14 protein-coding genes are annotated in these 16,864 nt (G+C 72.9%); 7 read left to right on the top strand and 7 right to left on the bottom strand.

Annotated elements, in window-relative coordinates:
* Positions 1–76: 76 nt before the first annotated feature.
* Positions 77–1,057, bottom strand: coding sequence for an RDD family protein (locus F4562_RS11805; RefSeq protein ID WP_184538723.1), 981 nt, complete (start codon positions 1,055–1,057; stop codon positions 77–79).
* A gap of 36 nt (positions 1,058–1,093) precedes the next feature.
* Between F4562_RS11805 and F4562_RS11800 the strand changes: the two genes are divergently transcribed.
* Positions 1,094–2,089 carry a stage II sporulation protein M gene (locus F4562_RS11800; protein WP_184538725.1) on the top strand — a complete coding sequence of 332 codons (996 nt, stop codon included), beginning with the start codon at positions 1,094–1,096 and terminating at the stop codon, positions 2,087–2,089.
* 147 nt (positions 2,090–2,236) lie between these two features.
* Here the strand turns inward: F4562_RS11800 and F4562_RS11795 are convergent, their stop codons facing one another.
* From F4562_RS11795 to F4562_RS11775, 5 genes are all read right to left on the bottom strand, one after another.
* Complete coding sequence (locus tag F4562_RS11795; protein WP_184538727.1) at positions 2,237–3,706, bottom strand: DUF58 domain-containing protein; 1,470 nt, start codon at positions 3,704–3,706, stop codon at positions 2,237–2,239.
* Positions 3,707–3,709: 3 nt separating this feature from the next.
* Complete coding sequence (locus tag F4562_RS11790) at positions 3,710–4,633, bottom strand: AAA family ATPase (RefSeq protein WP_184539582.1); 924 nt, start codon at positions 4,631–4,633, stop codon at positions 3,710–3,712.
* A gap of 187 nt (positions 4,634–4,820) precedes the next feature.
* The gene (locus tag F4562_RS11785) at positions 4,821–5,975 is read right to left on the bottom strand and encodes a DUF4350 domain-containing protein (protein ID WP_184538729.1); all 1,155 of its coding nucleotides are present in this window, start codon (positions 5,973–5,975) and stop codon (positions 4,821–4,823) included.
* Positions 5,972–6,802 carry a DUF4129 domain-containing protein gene (locus F4562_RS36295; protein ID WP_311733841.1) on the bottom strand — a complete coding sequence of 277 codons (831 nt, stop codon included), beginning with the start codon at positions 6,800–6,802 and terminating at the stop codon, positions 5,972–5,974. The genes F4562_RS11785 and F4562_RS36295 overlap by 4 nt, the downstream gene beginning before the upstream one ends.
* Positions 6,799–8,142 (bottom strand): glycerophosphoryl diester phosphodiesterase membrane domain-containing protein, encoded by a 1,344-nt coding sequence (locus tag F4562_RS11775; protein WP_184538731.1) that lies wholly within the window; start codon positions 8,140–8,142, stop codon positions 6,799–6,801. The genes F4562_RS36295 and F4562_RS11775 overlap by 4 nt, the downstream gene beginning before the upstream one ends.
* A gap of 367 nt (positions 8,143–8,509) precedes the next feature.
* On the opposite strand from F4562_RS11775, the gene mtrA reads away from it, so the two are divergent.
* From mtrA to F4562_RS11745, 6 genes are all read left to right on the top strand, one after another.
* Positions 8,510–9,187, top strand: coding sequence for an MtrAB system response regulator MtrA (gene mtrA / locus F4562_RS11770; RefSeq protein ID WP_030509347.1), 678 nt, complete (start codon positions 8,510–8,512; stop codon positions 9,185–9,187).
* 25 nt (positions 9,188–9,212) lie between these two features.
* A complete protein-coding gene (gene mtrB / locus F4562_RS11765) occupies positions 9,213–10,952 on the top strand; it encodes an MtrAB system histidine kinase MtrB (RefSeq protein ID WP_184538733.1) in 1,740 nt (579 codons plus the stop codon).
* Positions 10,942–12,732, top strand: coding sequence for an LpqB family beta-propeller domain-containing protein (locus F4562_RS11760; RefSeq protein WP_184538735.1), 1,791 nt, complete (start codon positions 10,942–10,944; stop codon positions 12,730–12,732). Before mtrB ends, F4562_RS11760 begins: the two co-directional genes overlap by 11 nt.
* Before the next feature lie 109 nt (positions 12,733–12,841).
* Positions 12,842–13,546 (top strand): ComF family protein, encoded by a 705-nt coding sequence (locus F4562_RS11755; RefSeq protein WP_184538737.1) that lies wholly within the window; start codon positions 12,842–12,844, stop codon positions 13,544–13,546.
* Positions 13,547–14,060: 514 nt separating this feature from the next.
* A complete protein-coding gene (hpf, locus tag F4562_RS11750) occupies positions 14,061–14,723 on the top strand; it encodes a ribosome hibernation-promoting factor, HPF/YfiA family (protein ID WP_184538739.1) in 663 nt (220 codons plus the stop codon).
* Between the two features lie 95 nt (positions 14,724–14,818).
* Positions 14,819–15,523 (top strand): response regulator, encoded by a 705-nt coding sequence (locus tag F4562_RS11745; RefSeq protein WP_184538741.1) that lies wholly within the window; start codon positions 14,819–14,821, stop codon positions 15,521–15,523.
* Positions 15,524–15,573: 50 nt separating this feature from the next.
* Here F4562_RS11745 and F4562_RS11740 read toward each other — a convergent pair whose 3' ends face one another.
* Positions 15,574–16,779, bottom strand: a complete 1,206-nt coding sequence (locus F4562_RS11740; protein ID WP_311733842.1) for a winged helix-turn-helix domain-containing protein — start codon at positions 16,777–16,779, stop codon at positions 15,574–15,576.
* Between the last annotated feature and the right edge of the window lie 85 nt (positions 16,780–16,864).

Below are 16,864 nucleotides of genomic sequence, written 5' to 3'. Positions count from 1 at the left end.
ACCGCCCTCTCCGGTGACCTCCTCGGTGAGGTCACCGGAGAAGGCCGACGGCGGGTGCCCTGACATGGGCACGGCGTCAGGCGGGAGGGACGAAGCCGCCGGGGGTGGGGTCGGGTGCCCGCCCCGTGAGCCCGGCTCCGGGCGGCGGGGGCGGGGGAGACGACGTCGGCGGTGCCGCGGGCGGCGGCAACGGGATCCGTGCCGGGACCGGCTGCCCGGCGGAGCCGCCCGGCCATCGCCCGGCGGGGTCGTCCGGCCACTGCCCGGCGGGGTGTCCGGGGCCGGTCTGCGGGGTGTGGTGCCCGGAGCCGGTCCGCCGGGCCAGGCGTTCCCGGTCGCGGCGGCGGCGCTCGGCCAGCACGGCGGTCAGGTAGGCGAACGGCGGAACGTCCGGCGGCGGGGGCGGCGACACGAACGCCGACATCTCGGTGGCGATCCGCACACCCATCTGGTGCCGGACCGCCGGGCTGAGGTCGTGCCACCTGGTGAGGTACTGCCTCGCGGTGGCCGCGACCTGCTCGGGCAGCCGCGACAGCTCCAGCGTCGCCGCCCACGCGGCCAGTTGCGGCGGCATGTCCAGCGGGGGGCCGTACCCCCGGGGAGCGCGCTCGGAGATCACGAGGGTGCCTGCGAAGATGTCACCGACCCGCTTGCTCCGCTCCGAGACCAGCGAACTGATGAGGGCCGGGGCGCCGCTGAGCGCCCAGATCTCCAGAGACCCGGCCAGCGCGCGGAACAGGGCCTGCCGGAACCGTTCGGGACCGCCGTCGTCGCTGACCACCCGGAGCCCGAGGGCCAGCTTGCCGAGGCTCCGGCCCCGGCTGAGCGTCTCGAAGGCCACCGGGTAACCGACGAGCACGAGCACGGTGAGCGCGATGTAGACCAGCCGGGTCAGCGCCGGGTCGCTGACGAAGGCCAGGGCACCGACCAGGAAGTAGGCGCCGAGCAGGGTCGTGAACTGGACCGCGATGTCGATCAGCAGCGCCGCCGCCCTGCTCGGGAGCTGGGCGACGCGGACCTCGACGACCACGGCCTCGCCGGTTACGACATCGGACACACCAGCACCCTACCTTCGTCTGGATAGGCTGCCGGAGTGGACATCGACGCCTTCGTCACCGCGCACCGTGCCGCCTGGGACCGCCTGGAGGAGCTGACCCGGCGGCGTGGGTCGCTGGACGGCGCGGAGGTCGACGAACTGGTCGACCTCTACCAGCGGGTGGCCACACACCTGTCCCTCGTGCGCTCGGCCTCGGCCGACCCGATCCTGGTGGGCCGCCTGTCGGCGCTCGTCGCCCGTGCTCGGTCCGCGGTGACCGGAGCGCACACCCCGGCCTGGCGGGAACTGGTCCGCTTCTTCGCCGTCTCCTTCCCGGTGGTCGCCTACCGGGCCCGCCGGTGGTGGCTCGCCACCACGGTCGCGTTCGTCCTGGTCTCCACGGTCGTCGCCGTCTGGATCGCGGAGAACCCCGGCGTCCAGGCGGCGATCGCCACCCCGGAGGAGATCACCCAGCTCGTCGAACACGACTTCGCCGACTACTACTCGGAGAACCCGGCGGCCTCCTTCGCCGGCCAGGTCTGGGTCAACAACGCCTGGGTGTCGATGCAGGTCATCGTCATGGCGATCCTGCTCGGTCTGCCGATTCCGTTCATCCTGTGGGAGAACGCGCTCAACGTGGCGTCCTCCGCCGGGTTGATGGCCTCGCGCGGCAAGCTCGACATCTTCTTCGGCCTCATCACCCCGCACGGCCTGCTGGAGCTGACCGCGGTGTTCCTGGCCGCGGCGGTCGGCATGCGCCTGGGCTGGACGGCCGTCGACCCGGGCCCGCGCAGGAGGACGGAGGCCCTGGCGGAGCAGGGGCGGGCGGTGATGAGCGTGGCCCTCGGGCTGCTCGTGGTGCTGTTCGTCTCCGGGCTCATCGAGGGCCTGGTCACCCCGTCCGGGTTGCCCACCTGGGCCCGCATCGGCATCGGCGTGGTGGCGGAGGCCGCGTTCCTCACATACGTGGTCTACTTCGGCCGCCGGGCCGAGGCCGCCCACGAGACCGGAGACCTGGAACGGGCCCCTGACCTCGCACCCAGTGCGGGGTAGGGAACCGCCCCGTCCCCGGTCGGGCCTCCGTGTGCCCGAACCGCTCTCCGGGGGCACCGGTCGGGCCTCCGTGTGCCCGAACCGGCCTCCGGGTGGGCCTGTCGCCACGCGTGCTCGGGTCACCGGGCCACCGGGCCCGGTCCCGGGTCAGAGCCGGCCGGCCGCCTTCAGCGCCAGGTAGGCGTCGGCCAGGGCGGGGGCGAGCTGTTCGGGGGCGGCGTCCACCACCTCCACCCCCTGACGGCGCAGCCGGGCGGTGATCCTGCGCCGGTCCGCGATCAGGCGTTCGGCGGCCGCCGCGCCATAGACCAGCTCGGAGGTGCCGCGACCGGCAGCCATCGCGGCGACCTGCGGGTCGGACACCGCGGCCAGCAGCACCAGGTGCCGCGACGAGAGCCGGGGCAGCACCGGCAGCAGCCCCTCCTCCAGTGCCGCCGCGTTGAGGTCGGTCAGCACGACGACCAGGCAGCGCCGCTTGGCCCGTGCCATGACGGCGGCGACCATCCCGGCCGAGTCGGCCTCGACCAGCTCGGCCTCGATCGGGGCCATGGCGTTGACCAGCGACGACAGCAGCTCGGTACGACCGGCGCCGGACACCCACGCGCGCACCGCGCGGTCGTGGGCCATGAAGTCGACCCGGTCGCCGGCGCGGGAGGCCAGTGCCGCCAGCAGCAGCGCCGCGTCCATCGACCAGTCGAGGCGGGGCCAGCCGGGCATCATCGGCACCGTCGCCGGCGGGCCGGCCGGGGCAGACGAACCCGCCGGAACGGACGAACCCGCCGGAACGGACGGGCCGGGCGGAGTGGACGCCCCGGACCCGGACGGCCCGAGCCCGCCGGAGGAACCGGTTCGCGGGCCCTGTCCGGCCGGTGAACCCGGGACGCCGCCCACCCGGCCGGCCGAGGTGCGGCCGGTGTCCAGCACGATCAGCACCCGCCGGTCACGCTCGGGACGCCAGGTGCGGACCACGACGTCGTCGCGGCGCGCGGTGGCCCGCCAGTCGATCGAACGGACGTCGTCGCCGACCACGTACTCGCGCAGGGAGTCGAACTCGGTGCCCTGTCCCCGGACCATCGACGGATGCCTGCCCTCCAGCTCCCTGAGCCTGGACAGTTTCGCGGGCAGGTGTCTGCGGCTGAGGAAGGGCGGCAGCACCCGGACCGACCAGGGCACCCGGTGCGAGCCCTGGCGGGCCGCGATGCCCAGCGGGCCCAGGGCCCGCACCGTCACCGTGACCGCCTGGCGGTCACCCCTGCGCGTGGGAGTCAGGGTGGTGACGAGACGCCGGCGCTCCCCGGGCGGCACGTCCAGCGGCAGGTGCCGGGGCACGGCCCCCGCCGACGGCGGCCAGGCGTCCCTGACCAGGCCGCGTACCCTGCGGAGGCCGGGGTTCTCCACGATCAGCTCGACCGTGGCGGACTCGCCGAGCCGTACCAGGCGGTCGCCCGCGCGGGTGAACCGCAGCGGACGCACACTTCCGGCCAGCAGCAGGTCCACCACGGCCAGCGCCGCGATCAGCAGCGCCACCCCGGCCACGGCCGCCCCCGGCCGGGGAGCGAACAGCACGACCAGGGTGCCCAGCAGTGCCAGCAGCGCGGCCCGTCCCGTCAGCGCCATGGATCAGCGGGGGACGGGGACGGAGACGAGAATGGCGTCGATCAGGCCGTCGGCGGTCGCGCCTTCCAGCTCCGCCTCGGGACGCAGCTGGATCCGGTGCCGCAGCGCGGGCCTGGCCAGCGCCTTGACGTCGTCGGGCGTCACATAGCCGCGGCCGGACAACCACGCCCACGCGCGGGCCCCGGCCAGCAGCGCGGTGGAGCCGCGCGGCGAGACGCCGAGCTGGAGCGAGGGCGACTGGCGGGTGGCCCTGGCGATGTCCACGATGTAGGCGAGCACCTCGGGACCGGCGTGCACCCGGCTGACCGCGTCGCGTCCCGCGGCCAGGTCGGCGGCGGTCGCCACGGCCTTGATGTGTGAGAGGTCGCGCGGGTCGAAGCCCAGCGCGTGCCGCTCCAGCACCGCGATCTCCTGCTCGCGGGGCGGCAGCGGCACGGTCAGCTTCAGCAGGAACCGGTCGAGCTGCGCCTCGGGGAGCTGGTAGGTGCCCTCGTACTCGACCGGGTTCTGGGTGGCGGCGACGATGAACGGGTCGGGCAGCCCGTGTGCCGCCCCCTCCACGCTGACCTGGCGTTCCTCCATCGCCTCCAGCAGCGCGGCCTGCGTCTTGGGCGGGGTGCGGTTGATCTCGTCGGCGAGCAGCAGGTTGGTGAAGACGGGACCCTCGCGGAACTCGAACTCCGAGGTCTTCGCGTCGTAGACCAGCGAGCCGGTGATGTCGCCCGGCATCAGGTCGGGCGTGAACTGCACCCGTTTGGAATCGAGCGACAGCGCCGCCGCGAGGGTCCTGACGAGCAGGGTCTTGGCGACGCCCGGCACGCCTTCGAGCAGCACGTGCCCCCGGCAGAGCAGTGCGATCACCAGGCCGGTGACCACGGCGTCCTGGCCGACGACCGCCTTGGAGACCTCGGCGCGCAGCGCACCCAGCGCGTCACGGGCGGCGTCCGCCGAGCCGGCGGGATTCGCGGGACCGGCGGGGCCGGCGGGGTACGCGGGGTTCGCCTCGGGCGAACGCACTGTGGGGCCGCTCCCCGGTGGTGTGGTCACGCCGACCCCCTGCCGGTCTTCGGGTCCGCGGTGCGGCCGGGGGTTCCGGCTCGCGCGCTACGCTCGCTCACGACTGTCTGACCTGCCTTTCCAACATGTCCATATATGCGGCCAGGGCGACCAGCCCGGCCTCGTCGGCGGGCGGCGGCCCGTAGAGGGCGGCGCCCACACTCGTCACCGGCTGGCCGGTCCGGTCGGCGACGGCGCTCACCGTCGCCTCCGGTCCGGCCCCCGGAGGCAGTCCGAGCCGGGGGGTGACCCGGTCGGCGAAGCCGGCGCGGAGCGCCGCGGCGGCCCGGTCGCGGGCCCGTCTCGCCCGATAGAGCCTGGCACGGCCCTCGACCGTCTCGGCGGCTCTGACCACGACCGGGAGCCGCTCGACCACGACCGGGCCGAGCCGGCGTCCCCGCCAGAGGGCCAGCAGCAGCACGGCGAGCCCCACCTGCAGCACCGCCCACTTGACCCCGTCCGGGATCAGGCCGTAGAAGTCCTGCCCGTCAGTGGCCCGGGGCGAGTCGGGGGCGGTCAGCCAGACCAGCACGGGCCGGGCGCCGGCCAGGTTCACCGCGAGTGCGGCGTTGCCGTCCTCGGCGAGCCGCAGGTTGGTCATGAACCCGCCGTCGCCCGTGACGGTGATCGTCCGTCCCCGGTCCGGGTAGGAGACCAGGGTGGGTGCCCCGTCCGACGGGTAGCAGCCGGTGCCCCGCGCCGGGAGGGTGAAGGTCGTCCCGCCCAGGTAGGCGCTGCCCGCCCCGGCCGCGGCCGGCAGGACGCACCGGGGTTCGCGGGAGCGCGTCCGCGCGCGCTCGCCGGGCGACACGCCGGGGGCGAGCACGTCCAGGTGAGTCCGCACTCCGACCAGGAGCAGGTCGGCGGGGAGCGCGGCGAGCCGCTCGGCGTCCTCCACGGTGAGGAAGGACGTGTCGCCGACCAGGAGCGTCCCGGTGCCGGCGGCCGCGGCCTCGGCCGCCGAGGTGACCCGGACGACCCGGACCCCCCGGGCCCGCAACAGCTCGGCCAGGGCCTTGCCACCCGACAGCGAGGTGTCGGCGGGGTCCAGTGGCCGGCCGCCCCCGCCGGAACCGCTCAGCAGCACGCCGGTGAGGGCCGCGACGACCACGAGGAACGCGATCGCGAGGGCGCCCCGGCCGCGGAGCCAGAGACCTCGGGCGGTCGGCGAGGTGGAGGCGGACCCCGACTCCGGAGGAGCGGCCAGGCTCACGGGGCGGCCTCTCTCACGGACGTCTCCCGCGCGGTCGTCCCCGGCCCGGTCGTCCCCCCTGCGGTCGTCCCCGGCCCGGTCGTCCCCCCTGCGGTCGTCTCCGGGCCGGTCGTCCCCCCTGCGGTCGTCTCCTGCGCGGACGCCCGTCCTGCGGTCGCCCACGGGGTCGTCCCTGGCGGGGTCTCCGCCGCGGCGGGGACGAGCACCGGGCGGGCGTCGCGCAGCCGCAGGTCGAGGTCGCGAAGCAGCCCGTAGTCCTCCGCCGTGCCCGGGACCTCGCCGTAGGTGACGTCGTCGAACACCCGCGCCGCCGCGGTCAGGCCGGCGGCGAACCCGGGCAGCGCACGCCCCGCCTCGGCGGCCAGTTCGTCGGCGGTGCGGCCGGGGACCGCGTTGACGATCACACGCTCCTCCAGGTCGGCCGCGATCGCCCGGAGCCGTTCACGGACGGCGTCGGACCAGCGGCCCTCCGCCGCCAGCCGCTCGGCGGCCTCCCGGTGTTCCGCGGCGCTGCGGCGACGGCCGGTGAAGACGCCCTCCCGCCGCGCGGCCCCGCTCCGGACGGTCCTGCGCGCGATCACGACCAGCGCGGCCAGGAGGGCGACGACGATCACGGCGAGCGCGATCCGTACCGCGACACCGCCGCCGACGTCCACCGACTCCAGGTCCAGCAGGTCGCCGAGGAACTGGTCGACGCCGCGCAGGATCCGGTCGAGGAGCGACTCGTCGGCGTACTCGGCCTTGAGCAGCTCCTGCGCGGCCTGACGCTGCGCCTCCTCACGGCCGACGTCGACCGGAGGGGCCAGGGGCGGGACCACGGAACTCACCGGTCGGGATGCCCCGGCTGTCCGGGCCCCGGCGGACCGTAACCCGGCTGTCCGTAGCCGGGCTGTCCGTAGCCGGGCCCGGGCTGCCCGTAGCCCGGTTGCCCGTAGCCGGGCTGTCCGTAGCCGGGCTGGACCGGGGTGACGGACGGGTCCCACAGGTCGTCGGCGGAGGCGTGGACCCAGCCCTGCCGCTGCTGTTCGATCGCCGCGGTCTGCAGCACCAGGTCGAACGCCTCGACGCGCATCCGCCGGTCGGCGTAGAGCAGGCCGTTGACCCCCGCCTGGAACGGATAGGTGATCATCGAGCCGACGACGCCGCCCACGGCGATCAGCGTCGCCGCGGCGATCAGCGAAGCGGTGGACAGGCCGCCCGCGGCGGTCAGCACACCGGCGACCACCGTGAAGGGGATGAGGAGCACGAAGGAGACCAGGATCATGATGATCTGGGTGAGGATCAGGATGCCGAGCGTCCGCCAGAAACCGCCGTCGACCAGGTTCCAGGACCTGCGCAGCGAGTCGACGACGCCGCGCCGCTCCAGCACCGCCACGGGCGCCGCGAGAGCCAGCCTGGTGGTGATGAAGAACGCGTAGACGAGGAAGCCGAGCATCGCCAGCAGGGTCACGGCCACTGCCGCCCCGACTCCGGCGTCGGCGGTGAGCGCGATGATCAACACGAAGATCGGCACGGCCGGGACCAGCAGGATCGCGGTGATGACGAGCACCAGACCGAGCAGGGTGGGCACGCGGGGGCGGGCCAGCCGCCACGCCTCGGCGATCGTCACCCTGCCGCCGAGGACCGCCCGGCCGAGTACGCACGTCAACATGCCGCTGAGCAGGGTCACCGCGACGAACTGCACCGCGGACGACACCAGCGTGCCGCCGTACTGGGCGAAGAGGCCCGTCCGGGACAGGCTCTCCGCCGCGTACGGGTCGTCCAGCGAGACGGAGAAGGAGGCGCCCGGAGCGAGCAGTTGCCAGATCAGGCTGGGGATCGTGCTCAGCACGGCGACGATCGCCGACAGGCCGAGCGTGCTCCTGGGGTTGGAGCGGATCAGCTTGACCGCGCCGTCGAGGATGTCGCCCAGGCCCAGCGGACGCAGCGGGATGATCCCCGGCCGCAGTGCCTGGTAGGCGTGCGGCGCCGCGCCGTACGGGCCCTGCTGGTGGGGCTGCTGGTATCCCTGCTGGTGGGGCGGCGGCTGTCCGTGGGGCGTGGAAGGGCCGCCGGGTGTCGAGCCGGGGGCGGTCCAGGGGGATCCCGGGGTGCCACCGTAGGGGGGAGGCTGGTTTGACGCCCAGCCCGGAGGCGTGTCGGGAGCGGAACCGTGACCGTCTGACATATCCCAATCCTGGCATGCGACCACGCCGTCCGTGGTGATCGGGTGATCACAGTCCCGTTCCCTTCGGGCGGGACGCGCGGGAGGATTCCGGCTCGGAGATCGACGGAGATGCCGGAGGGATGGCCGAGACGGCGCGGTTTACCGCAGACTGGGGTCGTGGTCATCTCCGCCCGGTGTCCGCAGTCGCCGGGACGGGCGAGGACCGTGCGGGGGCACCACGACACGCTTCACGTTCCTGTGCCTAAAATTCGTCGCTTGGACGCGCGGTCGTCGGCCGGTGTCATCTGGTAGGCGGACAAGGGTAATCTTCGACGATCGAGCGGTTTATCCCAATAACTCCCGAACTGCGTAAACCGAATGAGGGGCCATGAAAGGACGCGTGCTGGTCGTCGACGACGACGCCGCTCTCGCCGAGATGCTCGGCATCGTGCTGCGCGGGGAGGGCTTCGAACCTTCCTTCGTCTCCGACGGTGACAAGGCGCTCGACGCGTTCCGCGACACCCGGCCGGATCTGGTGCTGCTCGACCTGATGCTCCCCGGCGCCGACGGCATCGACGTCTGCCGCCGTATCCGCGCCGAGTCCGGGGTGCCGATCGTGATGCTCACCGCCAAGAGCGACACCATCGACGTGGTGCTCGGCCTGGAGTCGGGGGCGGACGACTACATCGTCAAGCCCTTCAAGCCCAAGGAACTCGTCGCCCGGGTCCGCGCCAGGCTGCGCCGCACCGACGAGCCCACGCCGGAGATCCTGCAGATCGGGGACATCACCATCGACGTCGCCGGGCACTCGGTCAAGCGGGGCGAGGAGACCATCAACCTCACGCCGCTGGAGTTCGACCTGCTGGTCGCCCTCGCGCGCAAGCCGCGCCAGGTCTTCACCCGGGAGGTCCTGCTCGAACAGGTCTGGGGCTACCGCCACGCGGCCGACACCCGCCTGGTCAACGTGCACGTGCAGCGGCTCCGCGCGAAGATCGAGAAGGACCCGGAGCACCCCGAGATCGTCGTGACGGTCCGCGGTGTCGGCTACAAGGCCGGCCCGGCCTGATCCACGGATCCCCCCGGACCCCGACATGCCTTCCGCTCCGAAGAAGCGTCGCCGCACCCCGCGCCAGCTGGCGCGGGGTGTCCGGCGTCGTGTCCGGCGCGCGGCCGGACGGGTGCGCCGGGTCTTCTGGCGCTCGCTCCAGCTCCGCGTGGTCACCAGCACCATGGTCATCTCCATCGTGGTGGTCGCCGTGCTCGGCGTCTTCCTCATGCAGGAGATCGCCAGAGCGACCCTGGAGGCCAGGGAGGGAGCGGCGAGAAGCGAGGCCCAGGCCGACCGGAACGCGGTGCTCGGCTACCTCAACCAGCCGGCCGCCGAGCCCGCCAAGCAGCCCGCGGAGTCGGGTCAGCCGCTCCAGGCGGGCGGGGGCAGCCCGCTCAGCCAGGCCACCGGCGCGCTCGCCCGGCGCGCCGGTTCCGCCAGCCGCTACTCGGTGATCATCCGCAACGAGAACCGGCCCGGCGAGTTCTACGGCACCACGAACATCGACCCGGTCAGCATCCCGCCCAGGCAGCGCGAGGAACTGTTCAGGAAGGAAGCCGGCGAGGACAGCGTCTGGTACACCCCGCTGTACTACAAGGGGCAGCCGGAGCCGGTTCCCGGCCTGATCATCGGCACCCGGCTGGACACCTGGGGGACCGGGCTCGACACCTCCTACGAGATCTACCACCTCGTCCCGCTGGACAAGGAGGAGCGGATCCTCGCCTCGGTCCAGCAGATGATCACGCTTGTCGGTGCCGGCCTGGTGCTGCTGCTGGCCGCCATCGCCTCGCTGGTCACCCGCCAGGTCGTCACGCCGGTGCGCCTGGCGCGCCAGGCCGCCGAGCGGCTGGCCGCCGGGCGGCTGGACGAGCGGCTCAAGGTGCGCGGGGAGGACGACCTGGCCCGGCTGGCGACCTCCTTCAACGAGATGGCCGCCAACCTGGCGTTGAAGATCCACCAGTTGGAGGAGCTCTCCCAGGTCCAGCGGCAGTTCGTCTCCGACGTCTCACACGAGCTGCGCACCCCGCTGACCACCGTGCGGATGGCCGCCGACCTGCTCTACGACGCCCGGGACGACTTCGACCCGATGGCGGCCAGGTCGGCCGAGCTGATGCAGAACCAGCTCAACCGGTTCGAGGCGATGCTCGCCGACCTGCTGGAGATCAGCCGCTACGACGCGGGCGCCGCCGATCTGGACATCGACTCCGTGGACGTCAGGGACGTGGTGCTCCGCGCCGTCGCCGACTCCGAGGCGCTGGCCGAGCGTCACTCCACCAGGTTCGACCTGCGCCTTCCCGGTGAGCCCTGTATGGCGGAGATGGACAGCCGCAGGGTCGAGCGCATCCTGCGCAACCTGCTGTTCAACGCCATCGAGCACGGCGAGGGCCGCGACGTGGTCGTCTCGGTCGGCGCCGACCGGGACGCCGTCGCGGTGGCCGTGCGCGACCACGGGGTGGGGCTGAAGCCCGGCGAGGAGAACCTGGTGTTCGACCGCTTCTGGCGGGCCGACCCGTCCCGCGCGCGGACGATCGGCGGCACCGGTCTCGGGCTGGCCATCTCCAGGGAGGACGCCATGCTGCACGGCGGCTGGTTGCAGGCGTGGGGCGCCCCCGGCGAGGGGTCGCAGTTCCGGCTCTCGCTGCCCAGGGTGGCCGGGACCGTCCTGCGCGGTTCGCCGCTGCCGCTGGTCCCGCCGGAGGTGGAGATGCGCCGGTCGTGGCGCGGGCACATGACCCCGGTGCTGTCGCCCGCGGTGGCCGACGGGGGCCGCGATGCGGACTAGGCCCGCCCGCGCCGCGAGCCTGGCGGCGATGGCCGTCGTCCTGGCCTGCGGCGGATCCGCCTGCTCCGTCATCCCCACCGGGGGCAAGGCCATCGCCGTCGGCGACGTGCGCAAGGGCAACCCGCTCGGCGACCCGTACGCGCGGGTCATCGCCATGCCGCCGAACCCCGACTGGTCGCCCGAGGAGGTCGTCACCGGGTTCCGGGCCGCGATGGCCAGCCCCGACGACCCGGACCACGCGGTCGCCCGCCGTTACCTCACCGGGGCGTTCGCCGCGAAGTGGAACCCGCACAGCGGCGTCACGGTCTACCGGCAGGGCGACTACGAGAAGCCCCCGCCCGTGACCGCCGAGGACAAGCAGGCCAGGGTCACGCTCAAGGGGGTCGTCACGGCCACCATCGACGAGGACGGCCGGTACCGTCCCAGCGGCGGCGCGCTCGACAAGCCCTTCAGCCTCGTCCGGGAGCCCGGCGGGTGGCGGATCGACGACGGGCCCGACGGGCTGCTGCTGTCGGAGGCCGACGTCGACCGCGGCTACCTGCCCGTGGACCTGTACTTCCTCGACTCCCGGTGGCAGGGCCTGGTGGTCGACCAGGTGCGGGTGCCGATCGACCCCGGTGCCAACTTCGCCAAGAGCACGGTCGAGCGGCTGCTGCGGGGGCCGAGCAGCGCGCTCAAGGACGCGGTGAACACGGCCTTCGACCCCGGCACGGAGCTGATCGACGTCACCACCGAGAACAACCGCGTCGTCGTCGACCTCACCCGGCGCGTCGACACCGACCGCATCGACTCGATGGCCGCCCAGCTCGCCGCCACGCTGACCGCGCTGACCCAGGGCGGCTGGGGTTTCGAGGTCAAGGTCAACGGTGAGCCGTACTACTCCTCCGACTCCGCGCTGCAGATCGACGCGCAGGAGCAGTCGCGGTTCGACCCGTGGATGAACCCGAGCGACGTCGCCCCGTTCTACATGGCCGGCGGTGCCCTGCACCTGCTGGGCAAGGAGAACGTCGGCCGGCCGGTGCCCGGCAGGGCGGGGCAGAAGGGCAACGGGTTCAAGAGCCTGGCGATCAGCGCTCAGCCGATCAAGCAGGTGGCGCTGCTCGCGCCGGACAGGAAGAGCATCTCCGTGGCGCCGCTCGCCGAGGGCGGCGAGTGGCGGGTGTGGGCGACGGGCACCGACCTGGCCCCGCCGTCGTGGGACCGCTATGACACGCTCTGGACCGTCGACCGGCCCGACGACCGCACCTCGATCGTGACCCGGCACGACAGCGGCGACGAGCGCCGCTACCGGGTCTTCGCCCCCGACCTGGAGTCGGCCTACATCGAGTCGCTCAAGGTCGCGCGGGACGGCGTGCACGTCGCGGTGGTCGTCAGGGACGGGCTGGGCGAGCAGGTCCACATCGGCACCGTCATCGGCCAGGGGGCCGACACCCGCATCGACAACCTCCAGACCGTGGTGCCCGCGGAGGGCAGCCAGAAGATCGAGGACATCGCCTGGAAGGACGGCAAGACCCTCTACGTGCTGACCGGCAAGTCCGAGCTGCTGGAGGCGTCGGTCACCGCGGCACCCAAGTCGCTCGCCTCCGACTCCCGGATCGAGAGCATCACCGCCCTGGACGGCACCCTGCTGGCCGGGGCGAAGGACGACAACGAGAACCGGCAGGTCCTGTTCTGGAACACCGCCAAGTGGGATCCGCTCGTCAAGGACGAGACCGGTTCGACTGACTTCGCGGACAACGGTCCCGACGGCCCGTCCGCACCGGTCTTCCCCCTGGGCTGACGCGGGGGTGCCGAGGTCCGCCGCGCCGGGCCTTCCTCCCGGGCCGGTGGAGGGGTGCCCGGCCGTTGTGCTGCGGTTTTTTGTCGGTGGGGTGTGACACCGTGAACCCGTGACGACCGCCATGCTCGACCTGATCCTGCCGCCCCGCTGCGCCGGCTGCGACACGCCGGGCTCTCTCGTCTGCCCCCGCTGCGCCGCCGAGATCCACGGGCGGCCCGCGTGCCGCACCCCCGACCCGGCGCCGCCCGGCCTGCCCGAGTGCTGGTCGGCGGGGGAATACACCCCCGCCGTGCGCCGGGCGATCATCGCGTACAAGGAACGGGGCCGCACGGCCGTGGCCCGTCCCCTGGCCGGGGCGCTCGCCCTGGCGGTGGCCGGCGCGGTCGGCGAGCGGCCGGTCGTGCTCGTGCCGGTGCCCAGCGCCCGCCCGGCGCTGCGGCGCCGTGGGCACGACCCGGTGACCCGGCTCGCGGAGCTGGCGGCCGGTTACCTCGCGCAGGCGGGGTGGCCCGCGGCCGTGGCCAGGCTGCTCGCCCAACGGCGCCAGGTGGCCGACCAGGCGGGGCTGAGCTCGCTCCAGCGGGCCGCGAACGTCTCCTCCGCCTTCACGGTTCCGGCCGGCCGGAACGCGCCCGTGCCGCGATCCTGGGGCGGTCTGGAGGCGGTTGTGCTGGTCGACGACATCGTCACCACGGGGGCGACGCTGGCCGAGGCGGCCAGGGCGTTGCGCGAGGCCGGTGTAACGCCCGACCGTGCCGCGACGATAGCCGCGACACGCCGGAGAGACCGAAGTCACGTTCGTGACGGAGGGTGATCGCGGGGCCGTCGCCGCCTCCCTCTCGTCGCCCGTCCCACCGCCCCTTCCGGGGTTCGGCCGCTGCTCGGGGACGCGCCGGACCGCCGCGCGCCGAGGCTCCCGGCCGCCCACCTGCCTCCGGCGCGGCCGCCGCCGCGCCGACGATCACACAAAGTGATCTCCCGCCGGTCCCGCAGGCTGACATTCGGCCGGGATGCGGATAGCGTCTGAGCCATGGCACCCGCTCGGGTCCGTGGTTGCGCCGGACCGACCCCCGAAGGGGGGCCGGCCTGGCTAGCCGATGCCAGCCGCAGGCGAAACGGCCCACGTAAGGCGACTTTTCGTCGACCGATCACGGTGCGGCTTAGAGGTAAGACCTGCCTTCCCGAGGAGCCAGATGTTCCTCGCCAGAAGAGAAGGGCATGTAGTGGCAAAGAGCTGCGAAACCCTCAGCAGGCGGATGTGGGGACGAAGACCAGGTCGGCCGAGCGGGTGTCGCGTACCACCGTCGAGGTTCGAAGGGGGGCTGTGCATGGAAATCATCGTCAAGGGGCGGCACACCGGAGTGAGTGACCGATTCCGCGATCATGTGAACACCAAGCTGGCCAGGATCGAGCGTCTTGACCACAAGCTCATTCGCGTTGACGTGGAGGTGTCGAAAGAGCGTAATCCCCGCATCGTCGACCAGCGCGAGCGGGTGGAACTCACCATCCACACGCGCGGCCCCGCGATCCGCGCGGAGGCCTCGGCAGACGATCGCTTCGCCGCCCTTGACATAGCACTCGGAAAACTCGAGGGAAGACTCCGCCGTCTCGCCGACCGGCGGAAGATCCACCACGGCAACCACTGCCCCCCTTCGGTCGCCGAGCTGACCGCCACGGCGCTCGCGGAGTCGCTGGAGAGCGCTCCGGCCCAGCTCCTCACCGAGACGGCGGCCCGGCCCGAGACCGAGACCGAAGCCACCTCTCCGGAGGACACCTCGATCGTCCCCATCGAGATGGACGGGGACGGCCCGCTCATCGTCAGAGAGAAGTTCCACAACGCCGAACCGATGACGATCGACCAGGCCCTCCTGGAGATGGAGCTGGTCGGGCACGACTTCTACCTGTTCCGTGACAAGGAGAGCGGCCAGCCGAGTGTCGTATATCTGCGCCGAGGTTACAACTACGGCGTTCTGCGCCTCGTCGAACCCTGACCGAGACGTTCGAAGATCCTCTCCGCCCAACCCGAGGACCGTGAAACCCGTGTAATCATGGCGGTCCAACGGCTCTGGCCCCCCGAGGAGGAGGCGTGACGGAACCCGACGACGCAACCGGCTCCGCCGGGCGCGGCGACCCGATCCGCGTGCTGATCGTTGACGATCACGCGCTGATCCGGCGCAGCCTGGAAATGGCGCTGGACGCGGAGACGGACATCGAGGTGGTCGGCGAGGCGAGCGACGGTCAGGAAGCGGTCGAGCTCGCCGACCGTCTCACCCCGGACGTCGTGCTCATGGACGTCCGGATGCCACGCAGGAGCGGCATCGAGGCCACTCGCGAGATCAAGGCCTCGGTGCCGAGCACACGGATCATCATGCTGACGGTGAGTGACGAGGAGGAGGACCTCTTCGAGGCGATCAAGGCGGGAGCCACCGGTTACCTGCTGAAGAACGTCCAGCTCGACGAGGTGCCGCAGGCCGTGCGCGGTGTGCACGAGGGACAGTCGCTGATCAACCCGGCGATGGCCGCCAAGCTCATCAGCGAGTTCGCCAGCATGAGCCGCAAGGAGGCCGAGCGGCCGCCGCAGCTGCCCGTCCCGCGCCTGACCGAGCGGGAGATGGAGGTGCTTCGCCTGGTCGCGAAGGGGATGAACAACCGGGAGATCGCCAAGCAGCTGTTCATCTCGGAGAACACCGTGAAGAACCACGTCCGCAACATCCTGGACAAGCTCCAGCTGCACTCCCGGATGGAAGCGGTGGTCTACGCGGTGCGCGAACGGATGCTGGAGATCACCTGACACCCGTCCGTCCGGCGCGGTGACCGCCCCGCGGTCGCCGCGCCATCCGCTCAGCGTCCCAGGGCGTCGTGCAGCGGGCCCACCAGCAGCGGATCGACCCGCTCGACGCGCACGGCGTCGCAGCCGACCCAGCCGGCGGCCTCCCACAGCGCCTCGGCCAGCGGCCCGGCGCCCCTGCCCGCGGAGACGCCCGGTTCGAGCCCGACCTGACGGGCGACGAGGGTTCCGCCCTCGCGCGCCGGGTCGACCCGGCCGATCAGCCGGCCCCCCGCCAGCAGCGGCATCGTGAAGTAGCCGTGGACGCGTCTGTCCTTGGGCACGTACGCCTCCAGGCGGTGGTTGAAGCCGAAGACGCGCAGGGTGCGGGCACGGTCCCAGACGAGGGAGTCGAACGGGGAGAGCAGGGTCGTGCGGTGGCGGCCCCGGGGCGGGGTCTCCAGCGCCTCCGGGTCGGCCCAGGCGGCGGCCGAGCGCTCAGGCCATCCGGAGACGCGCACGGGCACCAGCCCGGCGGAGCCGTCGAGCAGGCACCGGTCGAGCAGGAGGGCCTGGGCGGACCTCAGCCGCAGGAAGTCGACGAGGTCGGCGCGGGTGGCGACGCCCAGGGCCCGCCCCGCGATCCGCGTCAGGCGGGTGACGCACTCGGTGTCGGACGGCTCCTCGGCGAGCAGGTGCGCCGGGAGCGCGCGCTCGGCCAGGTCGTAGACGCGGCGCCAGCCCACCCGGCGGGTGCAGACGACCTCGCCGGTGTCGAGCAGCCACTCGATTGCGATCTTGGAGTCCGACCAGTCCCACCAGGGGCCGCCGTTCTTGGCGCCGCCGATGTCGGCGGTGGTCACGGGCCCCTCGTCGCGGACCAGTTGAAGGATCTTGTCCACGCTGTCGGGCACGTCGTGCCAGCGGAACTTCCGGTCGCGGTAGTAGCGGCGCCGGAACGTGTACAGCGGCCAGTCCTCGATCGGCAGGACACAGGCCGCATGGCACCAGTACTCGAACGCCCGGGCCGGGTCGTCCCAGTAGGCCCGCTCGATCTTCTGCCTGCCGACGGCGCCGAGGCGGGAGTAGGCGACCAGCTCGTGCGAGCGGGCCAGCACCGAGATCGTGTCGAGCTGGACCGCTCCCAGCCTGCGCAGCATCGCGGGGGCGCCGCCGCGGCGGGCCTCCGCGCCGAGGAAACCCTGGGCGCGGAGGATGATGCGGCGGGCCTCGTCGGAGGAGAGGGCGAGCGTCATGCCCGCCCCCGGGGGAAGCAACACGTCAACATGAGGCCGAGATTAACGGCTCGAACCGACGAAAGGGCTACGGCGGTGTCGGTCGATCCTGGTCGGGGCGGTCCTGGTC

The sequence above is a fragment of the Streptosporangium becharense genome (genome assembly GCF_014204985.1).
GTDB classification, from domain to species: Bacteria; Actinomycetota; Actinomycetes; order Streptosporangiales; family Streptosporangiaceae; genus Streptosporangium; species Streptosporangium becharense.
The sequence above is the reverse complement of the archived record's forward strand: the minus strand, read 5'-3'. Positions and strand labels throughout refer to the sequence as shown.